The sequence below is a fragment of the Streptomyces sp. NPDC050738 genome, from assembly GCF_040654175.1.
Lineage (GTDB): Bacteria > Actinomycetota > Actinomycetes > Streptomycetales > Streptomycetaceae > Streptomyces.
On sequence record NZ_JBFAHN010000006.1, the window covers coordinates 400,033 to 425,261 of the forward strand.

Here is a 25,229-nt window from a genome sequence, read left to right on the forward strand (position 1 = left end):
GCAGCGGGACGACCGTAAGCGGACGGAGAGGTGGCGCGACGGACGGTTGTCCATCACGCCACCAGAAGGGGTGAACCGTCGTAACTTTCCCGCCCCGCTGACGTTCTGTCGCGCTAAGGTGCGGTCTCGTCACGTTGAGTCAGGTTGCGGCCAGCTCCCTGCGTGCCGCGCGGCGCACCGCCGCGAGCGCGGGATCCAGGGCGGGGACGGCCGCCAGGAGCTGCCGGGTGTAGGGGTCCTGAGGATTGCCGTACACCTCCGCGACCGGACCCTCCTCCACGATCCGACCCTTGCGCATGACGGCGACCCGGTCGCTCACCTGCCGTACGACGGCGAGGTCGTGCGCGATGAAGACGAGCCCGATCCCGAGCTCCTGCTGCAACTCAGCGAGCAGCGCGGTCACTTGGGCCTGGGTGGTGACGTCGAGCGCGGAGACGGCCTCGTCGCAGACGATCAGCGCGGGGTCGGCGGCGAGCGCCCTGGCGATCCCGACGCGCTGGCGCTGACCGCCGCTGAACTCGTGCGGATAGCGGTCGTACGCCTCGGGGTCGAGCCCCACCCGCTTCAGCAGGTCGCGCACCCGGGCGCGGATGGCGGCGTCGTCGAGCCCGCCGCGTGCGCGCATGGGGTCGGCGACGGATTCGCCGATGGAGCGGCGGGGGTTGAGGGAGGAGACCGGGTCCTGGAAGACCATCTGGACGCGGTCGTCCCGGGCGATCGTCCCGGAGGTGGGCTGCAGCAGGCCGACGAGCATGCGGCCCAGGGTGGTCTTGCCGCTGCCGCTTTCGCCGACGATGCCGAGGGTTTCGCCGGGCTGGAGGGTGATGTCGACTCCGTCGACGGCGGCGAAGGCGTGCTTGCCCCGCCCGAACACCTGCCGCAGCCCGACCCCACGCACCAGAGCCCCGTCCCTGGGGGCTCCGCCCCTCGGGCCTGCTTGTGCCGGCACGAGCGAGCCGGTGCCGGCGATATCAGGCCCGTCCGGCGCTTGAGGACGAGCAGCCGCAGGCTGCGATATCCCGACCCCGTCCGCCCGCACCTGCTCCACCCTTGGCACCGCCGCCAGCAGCGACCGCGTATACGCCTCGCGAGGCGAACCCAGCACAGCCCGGACGGGCCCCCGCTCCACGGCCCGCCCGCCCCGCATCACCAGCACGTCGTCGACCGACTCCGCGGCCACCCCCACGTCATGCGTGACCAGCAGCAGCCCCATCCCCGTCTCGGCCCGCAACTCGTGCAGCAGGTCCAGGATCTGCGCCTGCACCGTCACGTCCAGCGCGGTCGTCGGCTCGTCCGCGATCAGCAGCCGCGGCTCGCACGCGAGCGCCATCGCGATCAGCGCCCGCTGCCGCATCCCGCCGCTGAACTCGTGCGGCCGCGACCGCGACCGCCGCGCCGCATCCGGGATCCCGACCCGCTCCAGGACCTCCACGGCACGGGCCCGCGCGGCCCGCCGCGACGCCTTCACATGGACCCGGTACACCTCGGCTATCTGGTCGCCGATCGCGTAGTACGGGTCCAGCGAGGACAGCGGATCCTGAAAGACCATCGCGGCGACAGCGCCGCGCAGCCCCCTCAACTCCGCCTCGGTGGCGGCCTGTACGTCGACCCCGGCCACCCGCACCGAGCCCGACACCACAGCCCCGCTCCCCCGGTGCAGCCCGAGCAGCGCGTACGCCGAAGCACTCTTGCCCGACCCGGACTCCCCCACCACACCCAGCGCACCGCCCGCCTCCAGCGTGAAGGACAGCCCGTCCACCGCCTGTACGGCGCCGAAGCCGATCGAGAGGTCCGTGACCTCCACCAGTGCACTCATGACAGCACCACCCGTCGGTCGGCCACCGCGTAGAGCACGTCGGCGACAGCGTTTGCCAGCACCACGAAGAAGCCGGTGACCAGCACCATCCCGACGACCACGGGCAGATCCACATCCTTCACAGCGGTCACGAGCGCCTGCCCGAGCCCGGGGATGTTGAAGAGCGACTCCGTGAGGACCGCGCCCCCGAACATCGACCCGAAGTCATTGGCGTTCAGCGCGATCACCGGCGCCAGCGCGCCCCGCAGGGCATGCCGCCCGATGATCTTCCGCTCGCTCACCCCGTACGCCCGGAAGGTCCGCACATGGTCCTCGGCCAGCGTCTCCAGCATCGAGGCCCGCGTCAGCCGCGCGTACTTGGCCGACTCGATCAGCGCCAGCGACAGCCACGGCAGCAGCAGATTCCACGCCCACTGCGTCGGGTCGTCGGAGAACGGCACATAGGTCGGGTACGGCAGCCAGGCCAGCGTCCCGCACACCACGATCATCAGCACAAGTCCGATGACGAAGACGGGAGTTGCCGTCCCCGCCAGCGTCACGCCGGTCAGCAGGCGCTCGCTCAGCCGCCCGCGCCGCCATGCCGACAGCACACCGGTGCCGACGCCCAGGATCAGCCACATCACCATCGCGCCGAGCGCGAGCGACGCCGTCACCGGCAGTTTGGTCCAGATGAGCTGGGTGACCTGCTGGTCGTTGCGGTACGAGAGGCCCAGGCACGGTGCGTCGCAGTGCATGACCGAGGTCCCGGTCGAGTAGTCGCGTCCGACGAAGATGCCCTGAAGGAAGTGCCAGTACTGCACGTACAGCGGGTCCCCGAGCCTCAACTGGTCGCTGACCTGCTGGACTTGGACGGGCGAGCAGCGCGGCCCGCAGGTGATCTGTGCGACGTTGCCGGGGGCGACGTAGAAGACCACATAGATGATCACCGAGATGGCGAGAAGCGTGATGACGGCTCCGGTCAGGCGCCGCAGCAGGAATCCGGTCATGCCGACGCCTCCCGCTTGCGCCCCGTACCGATCCGCAGCCGCGAGGCCGCACGCGGATCGAGCGCGGTCCGTACGCCGTCGCCGAGCACGGTCAGCGCGAGCACGGTGATGAACAACATCGCGGCGGGCAGCAGCAGGTACTGCGGCGCCGCCTGGTACCAGACGTCCGCCGCGGTCAGCATCTGCCCCCACGAGGGAGTCGGCGGCTTCACCCCGACGCCCAGGAAGGAGAGCGCCGCCTCCACGGTGATGTTGCTGGGGACGAGGATCGCCGCGTACGTGAGGACGGGCGCACCCAGCGCCGGCAGCAGCTCGCGCCGTGCGATGCGCCAGGTGGACCAGCCGCTCAGCCGGGCCGCGGCCACGTAGTCCAGCGACTTCAGCGTCAGCGTCTGGGCGCGCACGATCTTCGCCATGCTGCCCCAGGCGATCAGGCCGATGACCAGCGTGACCAGCACCGGACGCGGAAAGCCCGATGGCACGATCGCCATCAGGGCCAGCGAGAGGATCATCAGCGGCATGGCGACCACGACATCGGTGATCCGGCTGACCACACCGTCGACGAGCTTGTTGCCGAGCCCGGCCACGACCCCGAAGAAGACGCCGAGCGCCACCTGCAGGAGGGTCGCGGAGAAGGCGACCGCGAGCGAGACGCGGGCCCCGTACACGAGGCGCGCGAAGAGATCGCGTCCGGTCTGCGGCTCGATCCCCAGCCAGTGGTCGCCGCTCACACCGCCGAAGGTGCCGACGGGGACGCCGCCGCGCGCCGAGTCGATGAGATCCGGGTGGTAGGCATTGGGGTCCTGCCCCTCGATCGCGGTGAGCAGCGGCGCTCCGATGGCGACCAGCACCAGCAGAGCGACGACCACGGCCGCCACGACGGCGGCGCGCTGTGCACGCAGCCGCCGCCAGAAACGATGGGCCCCGGGGGCGGGGGCCGCCGCGGCGACGCCCCCCACCTCCTTGGCCAACAGAGCTTCGCTCATTGTTACTTGACCGCCACCTGGGAGATGTCCAGCACACCGGTCCAGTCGCTGATCACGATGTTCTTGACGGCGGATCCGTAGAGCCGCTTGTAGACCGGGTGGAACAGCGGAACGGTCAGCGCCTGCTCGCCGATCTTCTGGTCGAGGGCGCCCCAGCGCTTGGCTGCCGCGCTCAGGTCGGTCAGCTTGTTGATCTCGTCGATCTCCTTGTTGACCGAAGCGTCGTTCAGGAAGCCGGAGTTGAAGTTCGCGCCGTCCTTGACGATCTGGCGGCCGTCGAAGATCGGGGCGAGGAAGGGGCCGCCGGAGGGCCAGTCGGCACCCCAGTGGGCGAGGAAGAAGCCGGGCTCCTTCGTCGCGCTGCGGGTCTTGTCCTTGTAGTCGTTGACTTCGAGTCCCTGCAGCTTGACGGTGATCCCGGCCTTCTTGAGAGCGTCCTGGAGGGCGGTGGCGATCTCCGGGCTGGTCTCGAAGTCCTTGTCGTTGGAGTGCGTGAGGGTGACGGTCAGGCCGTCCGCGTAACCCGCGTCCTTCAGCAGCTGCTTGGCCTTGGCGGCGTCACCCGTCGCGCCGGCCGGGAAGTGGTCGTACGGCGTGTAGCCGAAGGACTTCTGGTTGGGCAGGTACGTGGTCGCGGGCTCGGCGAGCGCGGAGCCGCCGGCCGCGTTGATGACCGAGGAGCGGTCGACGGCGTACGAGATCGCCTGGCGCACCTTCGGGTTGTCGAACGGCTTCACCTTCGGGTTGAAGGCGATGTAGTTGGTGTAACCGAAGTGGCCCGTCCCGACCCGGGCGGCGAGCTTCTTGTCACCGGTGACCTTGGCCAGCTCCGCCGGACCGAGGTTCGTGTCCGTCGTGACGGCGGCCGCGTCCGCGCCCTGCGAGGACGACAGCCGCTGGTTGATCACGGAGGAGTCGAGCCCGGAGCGGACGTCGATGGTGTCCGGGTACGCCTTGCGCTCCTCGTCGGTCGCCGCGGACCAGTACGCGTTGCGCTCCAGGGTCAGCCGCTCGCCGTCGTTCTCGTTCTTGACGACCTTGTACGGTCCTGACGAGACCGGGTGCTCCTCGTACTTCGTGCCGGTGTCCTTGGCCTTCGGGACCGGAGTGGTCTGCGTCTGCGTGGCCAGGTAGGGGAATTCGCCCTCGGGCTTGTTCAGGTGGAAGACGATGGTCTTCGCGTCCGGGACCTCGATGGAGGCAAGGCCCTTCTTGTCCTTGTACGGGCCCTGGTAGTCGGCCCCGCCGATCAGCCAGTCCCTCAAGTACGGTGCGCCGCCCGAGAGTTCGGCGGCGAAGGACCGCTCGATGCCGTACTTGATGTCGGCACTGGTGATGGCCGTGCCGTCCTCGTACTTCAGCCCGTCCTTGAGCGTGTACGTCCACACGGTGGCGTTCTTGCTGGGCGTGCCCAGGTCGGTCGCGAGGTCGGGTACGACCTTCGCACCCGCGGCGCCGTCCTCGCGGTTGCGGGTGGTGAGCGTACGGAAGACCAGCGAGGGGACGTTGCCGCCGCCCGAGGTGTAGAGCCGCGCCGGGTCGAAGTCCTCCTGCGGCTGGCTGTTGAGGACGGTGAGCGTGCCGCCCTTGGCGGGCTTGCCCGCGGCGCCGCCGGATCCGGAACCGGAGCCGCTGTCGCTGCCCTTGGGCCCGGCGCACGCTGCCGCGCCCAGGGCCAGGACCAGACCTGCGGCCACCGCGGACGCTGTACGTGGGGACAGATGACGCATGGGAAGAAGACCTCTCGGTGCACTGCGGAGAAACTACGGAAAGGGAATATCCGCGCAGGCAGCAGCAACCGAGGTCCGGGACCGGACTGTTCAGACATACGGAAATGCCGCGCCTGCGGGCAGGTGATGCCCGGGCGCGGCAGAAAGAGGCAGAAGCCGACGCACGCCAGGGCAGGCGTCAGCGACAGAGAATGTCGGCGACGCTGTGCCCGGTCACGCCGATCAGCGCCAGCTCTATGGCGGCGTGATCGGAGGAAACGAGGCGGTGCGACATGAGGAGAAATATGAACGAACACACACTCGATGTCAATGTGACATAAGGCGCCCGTCGCCACCCCGCCTCAACTGGTGGGATACACCCAGGGGTTGGCCTTGCACTTGATCCCGCCGATGTCGAGGGACTTGGTCTGCTGCTGCATGACGGGCGCGAGCGCGCCCGGGGTGGTGCAGTTCACATGCGAGTGGCCGAGCCGGTGACCGACCTCGTGATTGATCAGCATTTGCCGGTAAAGGAACATTTTGTCGGCGCCATAGGTGTCGGACCCCTGCGCCCAGCGATACGCATTGATCATGACGCGCTCGGTGGCCGCAGAATCGCACGACACATTCTCCTCAGCCGTATCGAGCTGAGACTTCATGCACCATTTCGCGGTGGTCCCCGGGCTGGCCAGAGTGATGACGAAATCCGGTGTCCCGGTGGATATCCGCTCGAAGGTCTTGGCGCCGTTGTGCGCCCAACTCCGGTTGTCGTTCAGGGTTTTCTGGATCGCCTCGGCGAAAAGCGCGCCGTCGAGCCCGAGCCCCTTCTCGACATCGACCCGATAGCGGTACTTGCGCCCGGCCCCCGGCGCCTTCGCCGCCCCCGGCACCGTCGCGAAATCACCCGACGCCGTCAGCTTCGCGTCCAGCGGGTACTGCTTGGCCATCTTCTGGTCGTACGTGAGGAGAGCGGCGGCCTCCGGCGTGGCCCGGTGCTCCCCGCGCGAGGCGGCGGAGCTGTCGCCCCGGCCGGTCGCGGAGCTCTGTGCGTCGGTGTGCGACGTCCCGCTGCCCGAGGCGACCTGCCCGGCCACCACCACGGCGAGCACCGTGGTCACCGCTGCGGCGGCGATCCCGGTGAAGGCCCGCCCCTTGCCGCCCTTCGCGGTCTCCGGCCCGGGCGCGGGAACGATCGGCGCGTACTCGGGCTCCCGCTCGCGCTCGGTCGACGGAGCCTCGAAGGCCTGCACGAACTCCCGCCGCGGCCCCGGCACGCGCGAAGGACCGCCCTGCGCACCCGGTCCGCCCTGCCAGTCGCCGTACCGCTGAGGCATCGGCGCGGCGCCCCACTCACGGTGCTCGGGATGCCCGCCGCGCACCGGCGCATGCGTCTGCTCCGGTGCCCTCCTGCGTCGGCCGGACCCCTGTTCGGTCCGTACCGGCGATCTTTCGCCGACGGGTATGGGCCCCGTGTCGGCGGTGCCGGTGCCGGTGGCACCTCGGCGGCTATGACGTCCCACGCCCGGGATCAGCTCCTACTGCAATCGTCCAGCAATTCCCGGAAGGCCGTCGCGACCGTCTCGGGGTACTCCATCATCGCCACATGCCCGGCGTCGGGCAGTGACAGCAGCCGCGACCCCCGGAAAGCCTTCGCCGCCCTGCGCGCCATACGGTACGAGACGAGCTGGTCCCGGCCGCCGTACACCAGCAGCGTCGGCGCGAGCACCCGCTCCGCCTGCCGCCACAGTCCGTGCTGGCCGCCCAGGGTGTACGCATCCACGATCCCCCGCGCGGAACGCGCCATCGCGTCCCAGAAATAGGGGAGTTGGAGCCTGCGCTCCATCTCGTCGACCGCGTTGCGCAGCCCTTCCTCGCTCACCCGGCCCGGATCCCCGTAACAGAGCGACATCACCCCGAGGGTGCGCTGCTCGGCCGTCCAGTCCTTCGTCATCTTCGCAAACATTCCGGCGACCCCGGGCACCGCGACCAGCACGGTCGGCCATGCGGTGCGCTGGGCGCGCAGCTCCGGCAGGGCCGGCGAGACGAGGGTGAGGGTGCGTACGAGATCGGGCCGGACAGCGGCGATCCGCGTCGAGACGGCCCCGCCCAGCGAGTTCCCGACGAGGTGCACGGGCCCGCGCCCGCTCGCGTCGAGGTGGCGGATGACGGCACGCGCGTGCCCGGTGATCGAGTAGTCCCCCGAGTCCGGCGGCGGGGAGTCCCCGAAACCGGGCAGGTCCAGCGCCTCGCCGTCGACCAGATCGTCGACCAGCGGCATCAGCGCGGACCAGTTCTGGGACGACCCACCGAGCCCGTGCACGAACAGTGCGGGCTCAAGGCCGGGCCGTGCTCCGGGCCTGGAGCGCACGTTCAGCGTCAGTCCGGGGAGCACGGAGGTCCGCAGCTTCTCCCCCTCGGCGATGCGGACGGCGCTCACCTTGGGTGCCACGGACGTGGCGATTCCCGGCAGCTCGGTCGAAGACATAAGGCGATGTTACGAGACGATCACGCACTGGATCGTGTGTTCGCAGTCACAGATCGCCTGGCGCCGGAGCACGGGCACTCCTAGGCTCGTAAGGAGAGTGCTCCCGAGGGAAGGTGACATCCCATGCCCACCGAGCCCTACCGAGAAGCGGATCCGGCGGACACAGCCGAACAGCAGACCGACCTCGCGCCGCAGGACGACGACCCGCTGACCTCCATCGATCCGGCCGTGGTCAACGAGGCGGACGCGACCGAACAGACGCGCGTGGTCCCGCTCGACGAGGACGAATACCGCGCCTGAAGTGTGGCTGAACAGCGGCAACACCTTCACAGGCTGTCCGGTCCGTGAAATTCTGCGTCCGCACCGCGCACAGCACGGTTACTCAAAAGTACGATGGCGGCGCGACGTTAGAGCTTTGCTTGTTCAGCGAGACATTGGGAGGCGGCGTGACAGCCATCGAGCAGACAGAGGCAGCGCGCCCGCGAGGCACGCGCCTGCCGCGCCGAGCCCGACGCAATCAGCTCCTTGGGGCCGCCCAGGAAGTTTTTGTCGCACAGGGGTACCACGCGGCCGCGATGGACGACATCGCCGAGCGGGCGGGCGTCAGCAAGCCCGTGCTCTACCAGCACTTCCCGGGCAAGCTGGACCTGTACCTTGCCCTGCTCGACCAGCACTGCGAATCGCTCCTCCTGGCAGTCCGCACGGCGCTGGCCTCCACCACGGACAACAAGCTGCGCGTGGCCGCGACGATGGACGCGTACTTCGCGTACGTACAGGACGAGGGCGGCGCCTTCCGTCTCGTCTTCGAGTCCGACCTGACCAACGAGCCCGCCGTGCGCGAGCGCGTGGACCGGGTGTCGCTGCAGTGCGCGGAGGCGATCTCGGACGTCATCGCGGGCGACACCGGCCTCTCCAAGGAGGAGTCGATGCTCCTCGCGGTGGGCCTGGGCGGCGTCTCGCAGGTGGTGGCCCGCTACTGGCTCTCCAGCGAGTCGGCCATCCCGCGCGACAGCGCCGTACAGCTGCTCACCTCGCTGGCCTGGCGGGGCATCGCCGGCTTCCCGCTGCACGGGGTCGACGGGCACTGAGACCGCGTGTTCGCTGCGGGCGTGTTCGCACAGCGCCTTGGGTGTCCCCGCACCGGGCTAATGTGGTGATCCGTACAGCGCGGCTGACCGCGCACCGCAGAGCACTCGGAGGGACATAGCCGTGGAGGTCAAGATCGGTGTGCAGCACACGCCCCGGGAGATCGTTCTGGAGAGCGCACAGTCGGCCGACGAGGTCGAACTCGCGGTAGCGGACGCCCTGTCCGGCAAGGCGAAGCTGCTCAGCCTCTCGGACGACAAGGGCCGCAAGGTCCTGGTGCCGGCCGACCGCATCGCGTATGTGGAGCTCGGCGAGCCGGCCCAGCGCCGGGTCGGATTCGGCGCCCTGTAGCACCTCTCAGCAGTACGACAACGGCCCGGCGGTGATCACCGCCGGGCCGTTGTCATGGGTATCGGGAGGGTTGCATTCCGCGAGCCGCGGGTAGTACCGCCTCGACCGATTTGCCCAGGCTTCGCGGGAGGGACCACATGAGCATGATCTGGGAAGCCCTCGGCTCCGTACTCCTCGGACTCGCCCTGTCCTGGACCGCCGCACACCGGCTGTCCGACCGACTGCCCGCACGCCGCACGGTGCTGGTGACCGGCCCGGTCGGCGCCCTCTTCGGCGCCTTCCTGACCCACTCGGCGATCGACCCCGGCAGCGCCGCGGGCGTGATCGCCACACTGCTCGGAGCGGCGGCGGTAGCCGTGGTCCTGCTGTCCCTGCTCCTGCGCCCGGCGGGCGGCCGCCTACGCCGATCAGCAGCGTAAGCAGCCAGGCGGTCACGCAGCCAGGCCCAGCGCAGCCATCCGCTTGGTGTGGGCTTCCGTGATCCGCGAGAACATCCGGCCGACCTCGGCCAGGTCGAACCCGTCGGCGACTCCGCCGACCAGCATCGTCGAGAGCGCATCGCGGTCAGCGACCACGCGCTGCGCCTGGCTCAGGGCCTCGCCCATCAGCCGTCGCGCCCAGAGCGCGAGCCGGCCGCCGACCCGGGGCTCGGCCTCGATGGCCGCACGGACCTTCTCCACCGCGAAGTTGCCGTGCCCGGTGTCGTCGAGGACCGCGAGCACCAGGCCCCGGGTGTCGGTGTCCAGGCGGGCCGCGACCTCGCGGTAGAAGTCGCTGGCGATCGAGTCGCCGACGTACGCCTTCACCAGGCCCTCCAGCCAGTCGGACGGCGCGGTCTGGCGGTGGAAGTCGTCCAGGGCCTGGGCGAAGGGGTCCATCGAGGCCGTGGGGTCCGCGTCGATCGCGGTGAGCCGGTCGGCCAGTCGCTCGAAGTGGTGGAACTCGGCCGACGCCATCTTCGCCAGCGCCGCCTTGTCACCGAGCGTGGGCGCGAGCTTGGCGTCCTCCGCGAGCCGCTCGAAGGCCGCCAGCTCTCCGTACGCGAGCGCACCGAGCAGGTCCACGACAGCCGCGCGGTACTTCGGATCGGCTGCGGCGGTCTCCCAGTCCTGGGCTGCGATCCCGGTCGGTGCGGGGGCTTCGTCGGTGGCGGTTTTGGCGGTGTCAGGCGTCTCCATGCAGCGCAGAATAGCCGTCTGAGCGGAATGCGTAAGGTGCCGGTCGGTCAGTGTGACCATGGCCTCTCGTTCATTTCACCCAACACACATGCGCGAATCCGGGGTACAGTGGTAATGCGCCTGTCGAATGTTCTACAAGTTCGGCAGGTCATCCGAATGAGGATGCCCGGTCGGTGGCCCGATCGGCTCCACCCGACCGCCCTCACTTTTTCCGATGTGAGGGGCCCCCTCAGCGGCACGAGCGCTTGAGCGAAGGCAGTGGTCCCGCGCTGATCGGCACGGTACGACCCCCCTCGTTCGCCTTGGGCCGCGTCTCACAGAAGAGGCAGCACCCTGACTACGTTCCGAGACCTCGGGATTCTCCCCGAGACCGCCGAAGCGCTTGAAGCCGTCGGCATCGTGTCCCCCTTTCCCATCCAGGAGATGACGCTTCCCGTAGCGCTCTCCGGCTCCGACGTCATCGGCCAGGCCAAGACCGGCACCGGCAAGACGCTCGGTTTCGGTCTGCCGCTGCTCGAGCGCGTCACCGTTCCCGCCGACGTCGAGGCCGGCCGTGCCGCGCCGGAGAAGCTGACCGACGCCCCGCAGGCGCTCGTCGTCGTCCCCACCCGCGAGCTGTGCCAGCAGGTCACCAACGACCTGCAGACCGCCGGCAAGGTGCGCAACGTCCGCGTGCTCGCCATTTACGGCGGCCGGGCGTACGAGCCGCAGGTCGAGGCCCTGAAGAAGGGCGTCGACATCATCGTCGGCACCCCGGGCCGACTGCTCGACCTGGCGGGCCAGAAGAAGCTCAACCTCGGTCACATCCGCGCGCTCGTCCTCGACGAGGCCGACGAGATGCTGGACCTGGGCTTCCTGCCCGACGTCGAGCGCATCATGAACCTGCTGCCGCCCAAGCGTCAGACCATGCTGTTCTCCGCGACCATGCCCGGCGCGGTCATCGGCCTGGCCCGTCGCTACATGTCGCAGCCGACGCACATCCGGGCGACCTCGCCCGACGGCGAGGGCCAGACCGTCGCCAACATCAAGCAGCACATCTTCCGCGCCCACTCCATGGACAAGCCGGAGCTGGTCTCGCGCATCCTGCAGGCCGACGGCCGCGGTCTCGCGATGATCTTCTGCCGTACGAAGCGGACCGCCGCCGACATCGCCGAGCAGCTGGCCACCCGTGGCTTCTCCTCCGGCGCCGTCCACGGCGACCTCGGCCAGGGTGCGCGCGAGCAGGCGCTGCGGGCCTTCCGCAACGGCAAGATCGACGTGCTGGTCTGCACCGATGTCGCCGCGCGCGGCATCGACGTCGACAACGTCACGCACGTCATCAACTACCAGTCCCCCGAGGACGAGAAGACGTACCTGCACCGGATCGGCCGCACCGGCCGCGCGGGCAAGTCGGGTACGGCGATCACCCTCGTCGACTGGGACGACATCCCGCGCTGGAAGCTGATCAACAAGGCGCTCGACCTGCCGTTCGACGAGCCGGAGGAGACGTACTCCACCTCCGAGCACCTCTATGAACTCCTCTCCATCCCGGTCGGCACGAAGGGTGTTCTGCCGCGGGCGGAGCGCACGCGCGCCGGTCTGGGTGCCGAGGTCATGGAGGACCTGGGCGAGACCGGTGGCCGTGGGCGCAAGTCCGCGCCTGCCGCTGCCGCTCCGGTCAAGGAGGAGCGCCCGCCGCGTACGCCGCGGCAGCGTCGCAGGACGCGCAACGGTTCGGCGCTCGGCGAGGCGGAGGCCGCCGCACCGGCAGCCGTGGCCGTCGCCGTGGCCGCACCTGTGGCCGAGGAGGCTGCGGAGGTCGCCGAGGGTCCGCGCACGCCGCGGCGCCGTCGTCGTACGCGTGTCGCCGTCGCGGACGTGGTCGCCGAGGCGGCCGTCGTGACTGCGGCACCGGTTGTCGAGGCCGAGCCCGAGGTCCTCGCGGAGGTCAAGCCGAAGCGTCGTCGTACGCGTACGGTGAAGCCCGCCGCCGAGGACGAGCCCCAGTTCCAGATCGCCCCGCCGACCGAGCCCGAGGCGAAGCCCAGGCGCAAGCGTGCGGCTGCCAAGCCGAAGGTTGCTGCGGAGGTGGCGGTCGACGCCGTCTCCGACGTCGAGGTCAAGCCCAAGCGCAAGCGCGCACCGGCCAAGCCGAAGGTCGCCGTCGAGGCGCCGGTGGCCGAGGCGGCCCCCGAGGCCGACGCCGAGGCGAAGCCGCGTCGCCGTCGCACACGCGCCCCGAAGGCCCAGCCCGAAAGCTGACGCACCCTGCACCACACCACTGGCCCGGACCTCGCTCGAGGTCCGGGCCAGTGGCCTTTCCCCGCCCCACCCCGGTTAGCCTCGTCGTATGAGCCGGCCGCCCACCTTCCGCCCACCCACGCGCACCCGCGCGTACGCCCTCGCCACCACCCGCGGCGACTTCGCCGTACTGGACACCGCACCCGCGCGGCAGGCGCACGGCACCGCCCTCCTCCTCCCCGGATACACCGGCAGCAAGGAGGACTTCATCGCGATGCTGGAGCCGCTGGCCGACGCCGGGTTCCGTACGGTCGCCGTGGACGGACGCGGGCAGTACGAGTCCGCCGGGGGCGCCGATCAGGAGGCTTACGGGCAGGGCGAGTTGGCCAGGGACGTCATCGCCCAGGCCCGCGCCCTCGCGACCCCCGTGCACCTCGTCGGGCACTCCCTGGGCGGGCAGATCGCCCGCGCCGCCGTACTCCTCGACCCGAGCCCCTTCGCCTCGCTCACCCTCATGTCATCGGGCCCCGCCCAGGTCACCGCCGAGCAGCAGCAGAAGATCAAGCTGCTCGGCGACGCGCTCGCGGTGATGGACATGGAGCAGGTGTGGGAGGCGATGCGGGCCATGGACCCGCCCGGCGAGGCGGACGGCGACGACGGCGACATGCGCCGACGGTGGCTGCTGCACAACCCGGCCCAACTCATCGCCACCGGACGCCAGTTGGTGACCGAGCCGGACCGCACCGACGAACTCGCCGCCATCGCCCTGCCCCGGCACATCGTCTCGGGCGAACGCGACGACACCTGGCCGGTGCCGCTCCTGGACGAGATGACCCGACGGCTCGGCGCACGGCGGACCGTGATCGCCGGAGCCGAGCACTCCCCCAACACCGACCGGCCCGCCGAGACCGCCGCCGCGCTCGCGGCGTTCTGGAGCGGCCTCTAGTACGCGGCCTCTAGTACTGGGACTGCAGGTGGTTCCAGAAGCCGTCGCGCAGCGCCCGCCGCAGGTCCCCGTGCCCGCGCAGCGACCGCTGGAGCAGGCGCTCCGCGTCGACCAGGAGCTCCTGGTCGACCGGGCCCGGCAGATAGGGGCGGTTCGGCAGCAGTTCGGCCAGCTCCTGACGCCCCCGCTCCGCGAGCCAGGTCGCGGCGATCTGGGCGCCGACGAAGCGGATGTCCTCGCGCGAGGGCAGCGGGGTGGACTCCTGCTCGTACGTGGTGACCGGCCGCCGGGTCACGTACGGCTTGCAGAAGTCCAGGTCGAAGGTGCGCTGGCTGTCGACCTCCCAGAGCAGCGGTTCGGCCTGGTTGCGCATGCCCTCCGCGGCCTCGATGCCCCAGAGGTGGACGCGCGCGCCGTATCCCTGTGCCGCCTCGACGGCCGAGACGAGGTCCTCGTCGCCGCCGACCAGGGCCGCGTCCGAGATGGCGCGGTGGCGGGCGAGGGACTCCAGATCGGTGCGGATCAGGGAGTCGACGCCCTTCTGCTGGTTGTTGGCGTTGAGGTTGCCCAGGCGCACTTTGACGTCGGGGAGCTCGGCGATGGACTGCTGCTCGGGGGTGTGGATACGGCGCCGGGCGCCGTCGTACCAGTACACCCGGAGCAGCCGGCTGTCCGCGAAGATGATCCGCGCCTTGTCGATGAAGGCCTCGATGAGGCCCTCCGCGTCGAGATCGAAGGATCTCCGGTCCTCGGTCCCGGTCACCAGCAGTCCGCCCGCCGCGTACACGTATCCGGCGTCCACGAAGATCGCATGCGTCGAGGGGGTCTTCGCCACCTCGGCGAGCATGCGCGTGAGGAGGTCGTTGGTGCGCTGCAGGTGAGCGCTGATGTCTGCTTCGTCATTCATACGCCGCCCATTGTCCCGGGCGTCACGCTCAGGGCACAACCGGTCGCACTACCGGTCAGTAATTAGGCTCGCGAAACTTTTCCTTAGCGTAGGGAATGTTTGAGGAAGGCAAGCCGTTGGACCCATATGGAACGTGCGGCACTGTAGTCACGCAATCCACTCTTAACGGACGGGCAATCGCCCTGACGCAGCACAGGAGCAGAGTCAATAACTGCACTACACACAGTTCTCCACCAGGAGGATCGGACGAAGGGAGAAGCCATGCGCTTCGAGATCATGCGCCTCAACGACGTCGATGGCACCGCCATGGACAGCACCGTTGTGGACGCCGCCTCCGTCAACCGGATCGTGCAGCAGGCCGCCGCAATCGGCCAGCGCATCTACATCCGACCGGCCGACAGCTCGGCTTCGTAACCTTTAAGTACGTTACTGAAGACGAAGCGCCCCCGTGCACATGCACGGGGGCGCCTTGCGTTCTCAGCTGTTGCGGATGACCTGGGTGACGCCGTTGATGATCTGCTGCACGGCGATCGCGGAGAGCATCATGCCCGCGAGACGCGTCACCAGGACCACGCCGCCGTCCTTGATCACGCGGATGATCAGCAGCGAATAGCGCATGGTCACCCAGAGCACGATGTGCATGGCGACGATCGCCACCCAGACCGAGACCTGCTGCGCCGCGGTGTCCGCGTGCTGCACGGCCAGGATGACCGAGACGATCGCGCCGGGGCCCGCGAGCAGCGGCATGCCGAGCGGTACGAGCGCGACGTTGACGTCCTTGGTCTGGGTCGGCTCGTCCGTCTTGCCGGTGAGCAGGTCGAGCGCGATCAGAAGCAGCAGCAGACCGCCCGCGATCATCAGCGCGGGGACGGAGACATGCAGATAGTCCAGGATCTGCTGGCCGAGCAGGCCGAAGACGGCGATCACACCGAAGGCGACCATCACCGCCTGCAGCGCCATCTTGCGCTGGACCTTGGCGGGCCGGCCCGCGGTGAGGGCGAGGAAGATCGGGGTGATCCCAGGGGGGTCCATGATCACAAAAAGCGTGACAAAGAGGGATCCGAAAACGGCAACGTCGAACACAGTGAGGCCTTGCGCGTGAGGGGTGAGAAGAGGGGGTTACGGAGGGGAGACCCGGCGGTCCCGGTCAGCGTCCGCCGGCGCCGGGCACCGGGAAGGCACCCGTCGCCCGACGGGTGATCTCGCCGTACACCTCGGGGTCGGTGGTGCACTCCCCGAGCTCCACGAACTTGCGGCTGCCGTGGTAGTCGCTGGAGCCGGTGGCGAGCAGCCCGAGGTCGGCCGCGAGCGGGCGCAGTCGGGCGCGGGTCGCGGCGTCGTGGTCCATGTGGTCGACCTCGATGCCGTCGAGGCCGTGCGCGGCGAGTTCGGCTATCGCCGACTCGGGCACGCACCGACCGCGCTTGAGGGCCTGCGGGTGCGCGAAGACGGTGACGCCGCCGGCCTGCTTGACCAGGCGGATCGCGGTGAAGGGGTCGAGCTCGTGCTTGTGGGCGTACGCCCGGCCGCCGTCGGCCAGCCACTCGGGCGTGAAGGCGTCCGAGACGGTCTCCACGACGCCGAGTTCGACCAGCGCGGTGGCGATGTGCGGACGGCCCAGCGAGGCGTCGCCCGCGATGCGCGCGACGTGCTCCCAGTCGATCGGGACGCCCAGCTCCCGCAGCTTGCGGACCATCGCCTGCGCACGCGGCACACGGTCGTCGCGCACCAGCTCGCGCTCGCGCAGGAACTCCGGCTCCTCGGGGTCGAAGAGGTACGCGAGGAGGTGCATCCCCACGCCGTCGATGCGGCAGGAGATCTCGGCACCCGTGACGAGCGTCAGTCCGTCGGGCAGGGCGGCGATCGCCTCGGCGTGGCCGCGGGTGGTGTCGTGGTCGGTGAGCGCCACCACGTCGAGTCCGGCGGCGGCCGCGTTGCGGACCAGCTCTGCCGGGGTGTCCGTACCGTCCGAAGCCGTGGAGTGGGTGTGCAGGTCGATGCGCACGACGCGTGACTCCGGGGCTGGGGGACGTACAGGGGACGATCCAGGATAACGGGCGCATCGAACAGATCCGGACGCCCGGAATCCTGCCGCGGAAGCCGGCGCGACGCTAGAGGATGCGCGGCGAGAGCGCCCCGACCGGCACCAGGTCCACCTCTCCGCCCGCGTCGCGCAGATCGGTGAGCACCAGCTCCTCGTACATCAGGAGCCCCGACTGTTCGGGCCAGACGATCGCCCAGAGCCAGAGCCCGCGCGCCTCGCCCGCGAAGACCGCGCGGTCGGCGGGGGCGTTGACGTGCCAGAGCGGGGTGGGGCGGCCTGCGGCGAGGACCTTGGTGTGCGGGGGTTCGTCGACCTTCATGTGCGGGCCCGGGTCGGGGCCTTCGATCCCCGCATACCGCGCACCGAGTCCGACGCCGAGCTCCTCGGCGACCAGGATCAGTTCGCCGAAACCGCCGAGCGGGCCTGGCCCCGAGCAGACGACGGCGGTCGCGCGGCCGCCGCTGCGGTCGTCGCCCGCGCAGGCCACTCCGGTGAACATCCAGCCGACCGGCAGGGGCCACGGCATCCACACCGGGACCTGCGCGCGGTGCACCACCACGCCGAGCGCCTCGACGCTGGGCGGGATCACCGGCTGCAGCGGATGAACGACACCGTGCACATCGCACTGCCAGGAGTCGGCAAAGAGACCGGGCGCCCTGACCCGGCCACCACACTTCGGGCAACTGGGTTCGCCCCTCATAGAGCTCAACGGTCCTCCCCACCCGTCGCCGCGTCAAGGACGATCACCCGTCCGGGCTTGACCGGCCGAAACTAGATGCATCTTGCATTTATTAGCTCGGCTAACTTATTGTGTGTATAACACAACCAGTCGAGGAGAGATTGAGGCAGTCATGAGCGAAGCCGAACCAGGAAGCCTCCTGCGGCAGCCGAAGGCCGTCTGGGCCACCGCGGGCGCATCCGTCGTCGCCTTCATGGGCATCGGCCTGGTGGACCCGATCCTGCCGTCCATCGCCAAGGGCCTGGACGCGAGCGCCAGCCAGGTCTCGCTCCTGTTCACCTCGTACTTCCTGATCACCGCGGTCGCGATGCTCGTCACCGGCTACGTCTCCAGCCGTATCGGCGGCAAGAAGACCCTGCTCGTCGGGCTCGCCCTGGTCGTCGTCTTCGCCGCGCTCTCCGGCACCTCGGGCTCGGTGGGCGAACTGGTCGGCTTCCGGGCCGGCTGGGGGCTCGGCAACGCGCTCTTCGTCTCGACCGCGCTCGCCGTCATCGTCGGCGCCGCGGCCGGCGGCAGCGCGGCGGCCATCCTGCTGTACGAGTCCGCGCTCGGCCTCGGCATGGCCTGCGGCCCGCTGCTCGGCGCGGCCCTCGGCAACGCGAGCTGGCGCTACCCGTTCTTCGGCACCGCCGCCCTGATGGCCATCGGCTTCCTGTGCATCTCGGCGTTCCTGAAGGAACAGCCCAGGCCCGCGAAGAAGACCGGGCTCTTCGATCCGATCCGTGCACTCGGCCACGGCGGGCTCGCCTCGGTCGCCGGATCCGCATTCTTCTACAACTACGCCTTCTTCACGGTGCTGGCCTTCACGCCGTTCGTGCTGAACATGACGCCGTACAAGTCGGGCGCGGTGTTCTTCTGCTGGGGCCTCCTGCTCGCCGTCTTCTCGGTGCTCGTCGCACCCCGTATGCAGAAGCGGTTCGGCACCCTCAAGGTGCTCGGCGGCTCACTGGTCCTGCTCGCGGCGGACCTGGTGGTGCTCGGTTACGGCAATCACGCGACCGCCATCGTCTGCACGATCATCTCGGGTGCCTTCATCGGCCTCAACAACACCATCTACACGGAGCTGGCACTGGGCGTCTCGGACGCGCCCCGGCCGGTGGCGAGCGCGGGCTACAACTTCGTCCGCTGGTTCGCCGCCGCAGCGGCTCCCTTCCTGGCGCCGCACATCGAGGGGTGGACCGACATCCACATCCCGTTCGTGGTGGCCGCCGCGGCCGCGGTCGTGGGGGCAGGCGTGGTGTGGGTGCGGCGCTCGGCCCTCGTACACGAGGAAGAGGAGTTCGCCGAGACGCACGCCACCGAGGACGGGGTCTCCGTCTTCGCCAACTAGCCTGCTTCAGCTCAGCGTCACGGACCTGCGCAGCGGATCGCGCAGGTCCGTTCCGTGTGCCAGCCAGCGCTCCTGGAGCTCCTGGCCGCCGTGCACCCGCTTCCACGCAGCCTCGTTGGACGTCATCGGCAGCAGCGGAAGGAAGTGGACCGGGTCCATGGGCGCGTCGAGGTCGAGGTCCTCGACGAGACCGCCCGGTTCCGCCACGAGTACGGAACTGAACGACGCCCCCGGCCAGAGCGGTTCACCCACGTCGAGCGAGGCGCCCGGAGCGACGATCACCCCTTCGACCTGCGGGGACGCGGCCAGTACGGCGAGCGGCCGCAGCGCCTTGTCGGTGTCGGCGAGACCGGCCCGCACCGAGAGGACCAGCTCGGCTCGCGGGCCCTTCACCGGGTCGGCGAGAGCGGCGGTCGGATCGGCCATCGGCTGGGCGGACATGCCGAGGGTGGCGTAGCGCACCACATCGCCGTCGATGAAACGCAGGACCTCAATGCGGTCCGTACCGAGGAAGGTCACGGCGGCGCGTGCGTCCGGCTCGCCCAGTGCGGAGCGCAGCCGGGCTTCGACCAGAGCAAGAACTTCGTCCATGCTCGCGAGCATAAGGCGCGTATGGAACGGGCAAAGAACGGGGTTGGGCCTGTAGTCGGCTGATAAGGTTGGCCGCTGGTCAGGGCAGCATTGATCGTCCCCCACGGGGGACCGGCCGGAGGAGGTGGGACTGCGATGGATCGAGAACCTAGTCGACCGGGCAGTACATGCCGCTCTTCCGCCCTTCATCTGCTCTGAGACTGGGCACTTCGCACGCCGGAAGAGCACTTCGTTTTGCTTTGTCTGTGTCTGTAGCGAAAGCCGCCATCCGCGATGATGCGGTTCCGCCCGCTTTGCGGACGTCACGCAGAAACGTCCCCATTCCGGGCAGTGCCACCGTCGCCGACGGCCCCTCCGTGAAGGAGCCTGCCATGTCGATGATCCGTGACCTGCGCGCAGCAGTCCGCCCGTCCCAGCGCAAGGGCAACGCCCCGTACAGCAATTACGACTCCACCCGCGACCCCTCCGCCAGCAGCGCGGTCGTCGACTGCGCGGTCTACCGCGAGGGGCTGCGCGTCGACGGCGACGCCTGCCTCACGCCGCGCGCCGCGCAGCACCGGGTACGGGACGCGGGCGGCTTCACCTGGATCGGGCTGCACGAGCCGACCGAGGCCGAATTCTCCGGTATCGCGGCCGAGTTCGGGCTGCACCCGCTCGCCGTGGAGGACGCGGTCCACGCACACCAGCGGCCCAAGCTGGAGCGGTACGACGACACGCTCTTCACCGTCTTCAAGACCATCCACTACGTCGAGCACGCCGAACTCACCTCGACGAGCGAGGTCGTGGAGACCGGCGAGGTCATGTGCTTCACCGGCCGGGACTTCGTCATCACGGTCCGGCACGGCGGACAGGGTTCCCTTCGCGCCCTGCGCCACCGCATGCAGTCGGAGCCCGAACTGCTGGCCAAGGGGCCCTCCGCCGTACTGCACGCGATCGCCGACCAGGTGGTGGACGGTTATCTGGCGGTCGCGTCCGCTGTGCAGGACGACATCGACGAGGTCGAGATCGATGTCTTCTCCGAGCCCACGAAGGGCACTTCGCGCGGCACGGACGCGGGCCGCATCTACCAGCTCAAGCGCGAGGTCCTGGAGTTCAAGCGGGCCGTGTCCCCGCTGCTGCGGCCGCTGCAGCTGCTCAGCGAGCGGCCGATGCGGCTGATCGACCCCGACATCCAGAAGTACTTCCGCGACGTCGCCGACCACCTGGCCCGGGTGCAGGAACAGGTCGTCGGCTTCGACGAGCTGCTCAACTCGATCCTGCAGGCCAACCTGGCGCAGGCGACGGTCGCGCAGAACGAGGACATGCGGAAGATCACGGCGTGGGCCGCGATCATCGCCGTACCCACGATGATCACCGGCGTGTACGGGATGAACTTCGAGCACATGCCGGAGCTCCACTCGCAGTACGGCTACCCGGTGGCGATGGCCGGCATCGTCGGCATCTGTCTGGCGATCCACCGCACGCTCAAGCGCAACGGCTGGCTCTGACCCTCACCGTCACTGCCGCTCGCCCCTGATCACGAGCAGGAGACCCACCAGGATCACCGCCAGCGCCGGATAGGCGGCGACCGGCGGGAGCTGGCCGAGCCAGACTGCCGCGATCAGGGCCGCGCCCGGGGTCTCCAGGAGGATCGACGTCGAGGTCACGGACGGGCCGAGGCTGCGGACGACCCGGTTGAGGATGGTGTGGCCGATGAGCTGCGCCGCGCAGGTGAGGGCGGCGAGCTTGGCCCAGGTTCCGGCGTCGTACGAGACGAGCTGCGCGCCCGTCGCCAGGCAGCCCGCGAGCAGGAGCACGGCGGCGGTGGAGTAGCAGAGCACGGAGTACGAGGTCGTGGACACCGTCCGGCGCACCTCCGCGCCGAGCAGGACGTAACCGGCGGCCGCGATCCCGCCGGCCAGCGCGAGCGCGTCGCCCAGCACGGCGCGCGGCGAGAGGCTCATGTCGACCCCGCTCAGGATGAGCACGCCGACGCAGGCCACGGCGCACCCGGCCCAGACCATGCGGGCGACCTGCTTGCCGCGCAGCCGAAGGGCGAGCGTGGTCCAGATCGGGGTGGTGGTGCAGAGCGCGGTCGACGAGGCGACCGAGGTCATACGGAGGCTGGGCAGCCAGAGCGCGAAGTGCAGCGCGAGCATCGCCCCGGCAGCGACCGCGAGCAGGGCCGTGCGGCCGCCCATCGTGCGCAGCTCCGTGCGGTGGACCCGCTTGAGCAGAGCGACAGGTCCCAGGACGCCCACCGCGATGGCGTTGCGCCAGAACGCGATGGCCAGGGCCGGGGCGGCGGTCGCGGCGATGAGAGGCGCGGACAGCGAGACGCCGGCGATGGCGACCGCGAGGAGCACGAGGTCGGCACGGGGGAGGGCGGGCGCGGGGGCGGCGAGCGGCACGGGGGCGGCGGTCCGCGGGGAGCGGGTGATGGGCACGGTTCAGAGTAAGGGGCGTACGTACGCTTTGGAACTGTCCATCCGCACCCTGGACATGGACCCGTTCCCGCGCCGCCCGACACCCCGCCTACCCTGGGCCCATGACCGAGTCGCTGCTGACGCAGGCCCTTGCCGAAGAGGCCACCAAGAAGTCCGGGCTGATCTGGGTGCGGGGCACCGGCCAGGCCCGTGCGCTCTGGCACGTATGGCTCGACGGAGCCGCCTACCTGCTGGGGGACGGCCCCGGTGAGCAGCCGCTCGAAGGGCTCACCGACGGCGGGAGCGCCGAGGTCACCGTACGCAGCAAGGACAAGGGCGGGCGGCTCGTCGTCTGGACGGCCGCTGTCCAGGAGATCGCGCCCGGCAGCGAGGCCTGGGACGCCGCGGTCGCCGAGCTCAAGGGCAAGCGCCTGAACGCGCCCGACGGCGAGCAGATGGTGGAGCGCTGGGCCCGCGAGTGCCGGATCCTGCGGCTGGAGCCTTCGGCGGTGTCGACCGAGATGCCCGAGGGGTCTCTGGCCACCGCACCGCCGGTCACCACGGCGACCACGCGCGAGCCGGTGCCGGCGGCGCTTCCCTCACTCCTCTTCAAGCGCCGCAAGCGCTGAGCAGGTCGGGCCGCCAGGACCGGTCGGGTCGGGTTGGGTCAGGTCAGGTCTTCGGGAGCTGGCGCCCGTAATCGACCGTCTCGTCCTTGCCGGGCTCGGCGAGGGTGAAGTCCTTGTCCCAGTCGGCGAGTTGCAGGACCCCCGCGCCACCGGCCCGCGCGAAGCGCAGCGGGTACGGGGTCCCCTTGAGCGAGACGTCCAGCGTGCCGCCCTCGCCCTCGTCCCCGGCCGTGATCCGGACCGTGCGGATCCCGCCGACCGTCGCCCGGTCACCCTTGTCCAGCTCGCCCTGCAGGTTGAGCAGCCCGTCCAGGAGCCCGTTCATGTCGGTGAAGCCACGGAACTGCTTGTACGCCGGGTCGCCCTGCGGCACCTTCACGTACTTCGAGTCGAGCTTGTCCGCGGCGGTCGCATCGCCCTTGCCGTCCGCCTGGTCCCAGAAGCCCGCGTCGGCCTTCACATAGAGCGCGTCACCGACCCGCAGCAGCGCGAACGTGCTGTTCTTCGAGGTGACCGAACCGGTGCCGCCGTCCGCCTTGAGCTGCATGTTCAGCTTGTACGAGCCGCCCTTGCCGATCAGCGTCCCCGACAGCCGTACCGCGTGCGCGCCGTCGACGGCCGTACGCGCCTTCGTCTCGATCTCCTGAGCGGAGAGTTTGCCGACGCCGTTGGTCCCGGCGTCGGGGTCCTCGCTGCCGCACGCGGTGAGCGATGCGGCCAGACCGGCACATACGGCCCCGGCGACCGCGGCTCGGCGGGCTCGGGCGACCTGGGGGAATGCAGCCACAAGCGCACTGCCTCTCATGCGGGTGTCCTCAACAGCAGACCGCAGCGTACCTGTGCGGCCTACGTGCATCGAAGGAGCCGCTGTGCGGACCCCGTGCGGACGGCGTACGAACTCCGTACGGGCGCCCCTCAAGAGCGCCCCCTGCCGTCACGGGCTAGCCTGAACCGTGAATCGCACGGCGGACCTGGGCAGAAGGAGGCGCGCGCAGTGGCAGCAGGCGCCCCCCGGGTCTTCGTCTCGCACCTCTCCGGCGTCGCCGTCTTCGACCCCAACGGCGACCAGGTCGGGCGTGTCCGCGATCTCGTGGCGATGCTGCGCGTCGGCAACCGCCCTCCCCGGCTCCTCGGCCTGGTCGTGGAAGTGGTCACCCGGCGGCGGATCTTCCTCCCGCTGACTCGCGTGACAGGCGTCGAGACCGGCCAGCTCATCACCACCGGCGTGGTCAACATGCGCCGCTTCGAGCAGCGGCCCACCGAACGCCTCGTCCTGGGCGAGCTCCTGGACCGGCGGGTGCGGCTGGTCGACGGGGGCGAGGAGGTGACCGTGCTCGACGTATCGGTCACGCAGCTTCCCGCCCGCCGCGACTGGGAGATCGACAAGGTCTTCGTGCGCAAGGGAAAGGGCGGCGCCCTGCGCCGCAAGGGCGAGACGCTGACCGTCGAGTGGTCATCGGTGACGGGCTTCTCGCTGGAGGAGGAGGGCCAGGGCGCGGAGTCGCTGGTCGCCACGTACGAACAGCTGCGCCCCGCCGACCTCGCCAACGTCCTGCACCACCTCTCCCCCAAGCGGCGTGCCGAGGTCGCCGCGGTCCTCGACGACGACCGGCTCGCCGACGTCCTGGAGGAGCTGCCCGAGGACGACCAGGTCGAGATCATCGGCAAGCTCAAGGAGGAGCGGGCCGCCGACGTCCTGGAGGCGATGGACCCCGACGACGCCGCCGACCTGCTGAGCGAGCTGCCCGAGGCGGACCAGGAACGGCTGCTGACCCTGATGCAGCCCGACGACGCCGCCGACGTGCGACGGCTGCTCTCCTACGAGGAGCGGACCGCGGGCGGTCTGATGACGACCGAGCCGATCGTGCTGCGGCCCGACGCCACGATCGCCGACGCGCTCGCCCGGGTACGCCAGCAGGACCTGTCGCCCGCGCTGGCGGCGCAGGTGTACGTCTGCCGGCCGCCGTACGAGACGCCCACCGGCAAGTACCTGGGCACCGTGCACTTCCAGCGGCTGCTGCGCGACCCGCCGTTCACACTGGTCGGATCGATCGCGGACACCGACCTGCCGTCGCTGCCGCCGAACACCGCGCTGCCGGCGCTGACCAGCTATCTGGCGGCGTACAACCTGGTCTCGGCCCCGGTCGTGGACGAGAACGGGTCGCTGCTCGGGGTCGTCACGGTCGACGACGTACTCGACCATCTGCTGCCCGACGACTGGCGCGAGACGGAGTTCCACGACGGGGATGCCCATGACGGGGAGGTGCGCGATGAGCACTGAGCCGTCCCCCAGGCGCCGTCTGGACCAGCCGCGGGCCCCGCGCCGGAGGTTCCTGCCCGAGTACGACCCGGAGTCCTTCGGGCGGCTCTCGGAGCAGGTCGCGCGCTTCCTCGGGACGGGGCGCTTCATCGTCTGGATGACGGTGGTGATCATCGTGTGGGTCGTGTGGAACACGATGGCGCCGTCCGCCTGGCGCTTCGACCCGTTCCCGTTCATCTTCCTGACCCTGGTGCTGTCGCTGCAGGCTTCGTACGCGGCCCCGCTGATCCTCCTCGCGCAGAACCGCCAGGACGACCGCGACCGCGTGAATCTGGAGCAGGACCGCAAGCAGAACGAGCGCTCCATCGCCGACACGGAATATCTGACCCGCGAGATCGCCTCGCTGCGGATGGGGCTCGGCGAGGTCGCGACCCGCGACTGGATCCGCTCCGAACTCCAGGACCTGGTCAGGGAGCTGGACAAGCAGCGCAGCGTATTCCCGTACGAGCCCTCGGGGCCACGTGACGAAGGCGACCGCTGACCGCCCTGTCCGGGAGGGGG

27 protein-coding genes are annotated in these 25,229 nt (G+C 70.0%); 12 read left to right on the forward strand and 15 right to left on the reverse strand.

What is annotated here, in order from left to right:
- Positions 1-139: 139 nt before the first annotated feature.
- The 7 genes from AB0H78_RS18805 to AB0H78_RS18835 all read right to left on the reverse strand — a co-directional run bounded on the left by AB0H78_RS18805 (position 140) and on the right by AB0H78_RS18835 (position 7,982).
- A complete protein-coding gene (locus AB0H78_RS18805; RefSeq protein WP_363235536.1) occupies positions 140-1,816 on the reverse strand; it encodes an ABC transporter ATP-binding protein in 1,677 nt (558 codons plus the stop codon).
- A complete protein-coding gene (locus tag AB0H78_RS18810; RefSeq protein WP_363235538.1) occupies positions 1,813-2,802 on the reverse strand; it encodes an ABC transporter permease in 990 nt (329 codons plus the stop codon). The genes AB0H78_RS18805 and AB0H78_RS18810 overlap by 4 nt, the downstream gene beginning before the upstream one ends.
- Positions 2,799-3,788 carry an ABC transporter permease gene (locus AB0H78_RS18815; RefSeq protein WP_363235539.1) on the reverse strand — a complete coding sequence of 330 codons (990 nt, stop codon included), beginning with the start codon at positions 3,786-3,788 and terminating at the stop codon, positions 2,799-2,801. Before AB0H78_RS18815 ends, AB0H78_RS18810 begins: the two co-directional genes overlap by 4 nt.
- A gap of 2 nt (positions 3,789-3,790) precedes the next feature.
- Positions 3,791-5,518, reverse strand: coding sequence for an ABC transporter substrate-binding protein (locus tag AB0H78_RS18820; protein ID WP_363235540.1), 1,728 nt, complete (start codon positions 5,516-5,518; stop codon positions 3,791-3,793).
- 178 nt (positions 5,519-5,696) lie between these two features.
- Positions 5,697-5,792, reverse strand: coding sequence for an Ms4533A family Cys-rich leader peptide (locus AB0H78_RS18825; RefSeq protein WP_363235541.1), 96 nt, complete (start codon positions 5,790-5,792; stop codon positions 5,697-5,699).
- A 67-nt stretch (positions 5,793-5,859) separates the two neighbouring features.
- Positions 5,860-6,876 carry a DUF3152 domain-containing protein gene (locus AB0H78_RS18830; protein ID WP_363235542.1) on the reverse strand — a complete coding sequence of 339 codons (1,017 nt, stop codon included), beginning with the start codon at positions 6,874-6,876 and terminating at the stop codon, positions 5,860-5,862.
- A gap of 149 nt (positions 6,877-7,025) precedes the next feature.
- Positions 7,026-7,982 (reverse strand): alpha/beta hydrolase, encoded by a 957-nt coding sequence (locus tag AB0H78_RS18835; RefSeq protein WP_363235543.1) that lies wholly within the window; start codon positions 7,980-7,982, stop codon positions 7,026-7,028.
- Between the two features lie 123 nt (positions 7,983-8,105).
- Here AB0H78_RS18835 and AB0H78_RS18840 point away from each other — a divergent pair, with 123 nt between their 5' ends.
- The 4 genes from AB0H78_RS18840 to AB0H78_RS18855 all read left to right on the forward strand — a co-directional run bounded on the left by AB0H78_RS18840 (position 8,106) and on the right by AB0H78_RS18855 (position 9,838).
- Positions 8,106-8,282: a hypothetical protein gene (locus tag AB0H78_RS18840; RefSeq protein WP_363235544.1), complete on the forward strand. Its 177-nt coding sequence runs from the start codon at positions 8,106-8,108 to the stop codon at positions 8,280-8,282.
- A gap of 146 nt (positions 8,283-8,428) precedes the next feature.
- Positions 8,429-9,070 carry a TetR/AcrR family transcriptional regulator gene (locus AB0H78_RS18845; protein WP_363235545.1) on the forward strand — a complete coding sequence of 214 codons (642 nt, stop codon included), beginning with the start codon at positions 8,429-8,431 and terminating at the stop codon, positions 9,068-9,070.
- 121 nt (positions 9,071-9,191) lie between these two features.
- Positions 9,192-9,419 (forward strand): DUF3107 domain-containing protein, encoded by a 228-nt coding sequence (locus AB0H78_RS18850; protein WP_363235547.1) that lies wholly within the window; start codon positions 9,192-9,194, stop codon positions 9,417-9,419.
- A gap of 143 nt (positions 9,420-9,562) precedes the next feature.
- The gene (locus AB0H78_RS18855; RefSeq protein WP_363235658.1) at positions 9,563-9,838 is read left to right on the forward strand and encodes a hypothetical protein; all 276 of its coding nucleotides are present in this window, start codon (positions 9,563-9,565) and stop codon (positions 9,836-9,838) included.
- Positions 9,839-9,850: 12 nt separating this feature from the next.
- On the opposite strand, the gene AB0H78_RS18860 is transcribed toward AB0H78_RS18855, so the two are convergent.
- Complete coding sequence (locus AB0H78_RS18860; RefSeq protein ID WP_363235548.1) at positions 9,851-10,597, reverse strand: ferritin-like fold-containing protein; 747 nt, start codon at positions 10,595-10,597, stop codon at positions 9,851-9,853.
- Positions 10,598-11,020: 423 nt separating this feature from the next.
- On the opposite strand from AB0H78_RS18860, the gene AB0H78_RS18865 reads away from it, so the two are divergent.
- Together AB0H78_RS18865 and AB0H78_RS18870 are read left to right on the forward strand one after the other, a co-directional pair.
- Complete coding sequence (locus AB0H78_RS18865; protein WP_363235549.1) at positions 11,021-12,838, forward strand: DEAD/DEAH box helicase; 1,818 nt, start codon at positions 11,021-11,023, stop codon at positions 12,836-12,838.
- A gap of 88 nt (positions 12,839-12,926) precedes the next feature.
- Positions 12,927-13,763, forward strand: a complete 837-nt coding sequence (locus tag AB0H78_RS18870; protein ID WP_363235550.1) for an alpha/beta hydrolase — start codon at positions 12,927-12,929, stop codon at positions 13,761-13,763.
- Between the two features lie 10 nt (positions 13,764-13,773).
- On the opposite strand, the gene AB0H78_RS18875 is transcribed toward AB0H78_RS18870, so the two are convergent.
- Entirely contained in the window at positions 13,774-14,670 is an 897-nt protein-coding gene (locus AB0H78_RS18875; protein ID WP_363235551.1) for an NYN domain-containing protein, read from the reverse strand.
- Between the two features lie 261 nt (positions 14,671-14,931).
- On the opposite strand from AB0H78_RS18875, the gene AB0H78_RS18880 reads away from it, so the two are divergent.
- Positions 14,932-15,084, forward strand: coding sequence for a hypothetical protein (locus AB0H78_RS18880; protein ID WP_206968883.1), 153 nt, complete (start codon positions 14,932-14,934; stop codon positions 15,082-15,084).
- A gap of 63 nt (positions 15,085-15,147) precedes the next feature.
- Here AB0H78_RS18880 and AB0H78_RS18885 read toward each other — a convergent pair whose 3' ends face one another.
- The 3 genes from AB0H78_RS18885 to AB0H78_RS18895 form a co-directional block, all read right to left on the reverse strand.
- Positions 15,148-15,753, reverse strand: a complete 606-nt coding sequence (locus AB0H78_RS18885) for a MarC family protein (RefSeq protein WP_363235552.1) — start codon at positions 15,751-15,753, stop codon at positions 15,148-15,150.
- 64 nt (positions 15,754-15,817) lie between these two features.
- Positions 15,818-16,675 carry a PHP domain-containing protein gene (locus tag AB0H78_RS18890; RefSeq protein ID WP_363235554.1) on the reverse strand — a complete coding sequence of 286 codons (858 nt, stop codon included), beginning with the start codon at positions 16,673-16,675 and terminating at the stop codon, positions 15,818-15,820.
- Positions 16,676-16,781: 106 nt separating this feature from the next.
- Entirely contained in the window at positions 16,782-17,414 is a 633-nt protein-coding gene (locus AB0H78_RS18895) for a DUF6758 family protein (protein ID WP_363235555.1), read from the reverse strand.
- Between the two features lie 151 nt (positions 17,415-17,565).
- Here AB0H78_RS18895 and AB0H78_RS18900 point away from each other — a divergent pair, with 151 nt between their 5' ends.
- A complete protein-coding gene (locus AB0H78_RS18900; protein WP_363235557.1) occupies positions 17,566-18,783 on the forward strand; it encodes an MFS transporter in 1,218 nt (405 codons plus the stop codon).
- Positions 18,784-18,789: 6 nt separating this feature from the next.
- Here AB0H78_RS18900 and AB0H78_RS18905 read toward each other — a convergent pair whose 3' ends face one another.
- Positions 18,790-19,374 carry a suppressor of fused domain protein gene (locus AB0H78_RS18905; protein ID WP_363235558.1) on the reverse strand — a complete coding sequence of 195 codons (585 nt, stop codon included), beginning with the start codon at positions 19,372-19,374 and terminating at the stop codon, positions 18,790-18,792.
- A 371-nt stretch (positions 19,375-19,745) separates the two neighbouring features.
- Between AB0H78_RS18905 and AB0H78_RS18910 the strand changes: the two genes are divergently transcribed.
- Positions 19,746-20,861, forward strand: coding sequence for a magnesium and cobalt transport protein CorA (locus AB0H78_RS18910; RefSeq protein ID WP_363235559.1), 1,116 nt, complete (start codon positions 19,746-19,748; stop codon positions 20,859-20,861).
- A gap of 9 nt (positions 20,862-20,870) precedes the next feature.
- Here the strand turns inward: AB0H78_RS18910 and AB0H78_RS18915 are convergent, their stop codons facing one another.
- On the reverse strand, positions 20,871-21,764 hold the full coding sequence (locus AB0H78_RS18915; protein ID WP_363235659.1) for a DMT family transporter: 894 nt from the start codon (positions 21,762-21,764) through the stop codon (positions 20,871-20,873).
- A gap of 137 nt (positions 21,765-21,901) precedes the next feature.
- Between AB0H78_RS18915 and AB0H78_RS18920 the strand changes: the two genes are divergently transcribed.
- A complete protein-coding gene (locus AB0H78_RS18920) occupies positions 21,902-22,408 on the forward strand; it encodes a hypothetical protein (RefSeq protein ID WP_363235560.1) in 507 nt (168 codons plus the stop codon).
- A gap of 43 nt (positions 22,409-22,451) precedes the next feature.
- Here AB0H78_RS18920 and AB0H78_RS18925 read toward each other — a convergent pair whose 3' ends face one another.
- Positions 22,452-23,213 (reverse strand): hypothetical protein, encoded by a 762-nt coding sequence (locus tag AB0H78_RS18925; protein ID WP_363235562.1) that lies wholly within the window; start codon positions 23,211-23,213, stop codon positions 22,452-22,454.
- Positions 23,214-23,402: 189 nt separating this feature from the next.
- Here AB0H78_RS18925 and AB0H78_RS18930 point away from each other — a divergent pair, with 189 nt between their 5' ends.
- Together AB0H78_RS18930 and AB0H78_RS18935 are read left to right on the forward strand one after the other, a co-directional pair.
- The gene (locus tag AB0H78_RS18930; protein ID WP_363235563.1) at positions 23,403-24,689 is read left to right on the forward strand and encodes a CBS domain-containing protein; all 1,287 of its coding nucleotides are present in this window, start codon (positions 23,403-23,405) and stop codon (positions 24,687-24,689) included.
- Complete coding sequence (locus tag AB0H78_RS18935; protein ID WP_363235564.1) at positions 24,679-25,209, forward strand: DUF1003 domain-containing protein; 531 nt, start codon at positions 24,679-24,681, stop codon at positions 25,207-25,209. Before AB0H78_RS18930 ends, AB0H78_RS18935 begins: the two co-directional genes overlap by 11 nt.
- Positions 25,210-25,229 lie beyond the last annotated feature (20 nt).

Bases quoted from the DNA above. Each gene is read 5' to 3' on its own strand.
- AB0H78_RS18860 (WP_363235548.1), bottom strand. From the start codon at position 10,597: ATGGAGACGCCTGACACCGCCAAAACCGCCACCGACGAAGCCCCCGCA.
- AB0H78_RS18825 (WP_363235541.1), bottom strand. From the start codon at position 5,792: ATGTCGCACCGCCTCGTTTCCTCCGATCACGCCGCCATAGAGCTGGCG.
- AB0H78_RS18820 (WP_363235540.1), bottom strand. From the start codon at position 5,518: ATGCGTCATCTGTCCCCACGTACAGCGTCCGCGGTGGCCGCAGGTCTG.
- AB0H78_RS18810 (WP_363235538.1), bottom strand. From the start codon at position 2,802: ATGACCGGATTCCTGCTGCGGCGCCTGACCGGAGCCGTCATCACGCTT.
- AB0H78_RS18875 (WP_363235551.1), bottom strand. From the start codon at position 14,670: ATGAATGACGAAGCAGACATCAGCGCTCACCTGCAGCGCACCAACGAC.
- AB0H78_RS18910 (WP_363235559.1), top strand. From the start codon at position 19,746: ATGTCGATGATCCGTGACCTGCGCGCAGCAGTCCGCCCGTCCCAGCGC.
- AB0H78_RS18840 (WP_363235544.1), top strand. From the start codon at position 8,106: ATGCCCACCGAGCCCTACCGAGAAGCGGATCCGGCGGACACAGCCGAA.
- AB0H78_RS18855 (WP_363235658.1), top strand. From the start codon at position 9,563: ATGATCTGGGAAGCCCTCGGCTCCGTACTCCTCGGACTCGCCCTGTCC.
- AB0H78_RS18805 (WP_363235536.1), bottom strand. From the start codon at position 1,816: ATGAGTGCACTGGTGGAGGTCACGGACCTCTCGATCGGCTTCGGCGCC.
- AB0H78_RS18900 (WP_363235557.1), top strand. From the start codon at position 17,566: ATGAGCGAAGCCGAACCAGGAAGCCTCCTGCGGCAGCCGAAGGCCGTC.
- AB0H78_RS18925 (WP_363235562.1), bottom strand. From the start codon at position 23,213: ATGAGAGGCAGTGCGCTTGTGGCTGCATTCCCCCAGGTCGCCCGAGCC.
- AB0H78_RS18920 (WP_363235560.1), top strand. From the start codon at position 21,902: ATGACCGAGTCGCTGCTGACGCAGGCCCTTGCCGAAGAGGCCACCAAG.
- AB0H78_RS18905 (WP_363235558.1), bottom strand. From the start codon at position 19,374: ATGGACGAAGTTCTTGCTCTGGTCGAAGCCCGGCTGCGCTCCGCACTG.
- AB0H78_RS18865 (WP_363235549.1), top strand. From the start codon at position 11,021: ATGACGCTTCCCGTAGCGCTCTCCGGCTCCGACGTCATCGGCCAGGCC.
- AB0H78_RS18835 (WP_363235543.1), bottom strand. From the start codon at position 7,982: ATGTCTTCGACCGAGCTGCCGGGAATCGCCACGTCCGTGGCACCCAAG.
- AB0H78_RS18935 (WP_363235564.1), top strand. From the start codon at position 24,679: ATGAGCACTGAGCCGTCCCCCAGGCGCCGTCTGGACCAGCCGCGGGCC.
- AB0H78_RS18895 (WP_363235555.1), bottom strand. From the start codon at position 17,414: ATGAGGGGCGAACCCAGTTGCCCGAAGTGTGGTGGCCGGGTCAGGGCG.
- AB0H78_RS18870 (WP_363235550.1), top strand. From the start codon at position 12,927: ATGAGCCGGCCGCCCACCTTCCGCCCACCCACGCGCACCCGCGCGTAC.
- AB0H78_RS18880 (WP_206968883.1), top strand. From the start codon at position 14,932: ATGCGCTTCGAGATCATGCGCCTCAACGACGTCGATGGCACCGCCATG.
- AB0H78_RS18815 (WP_363235539.1), bottom strand. From the start codon at position 3,788: ATGAGCGAAGCTCTGTTGGCCAAGGAGGTGGGGGGCGTCGCCGCGGCG.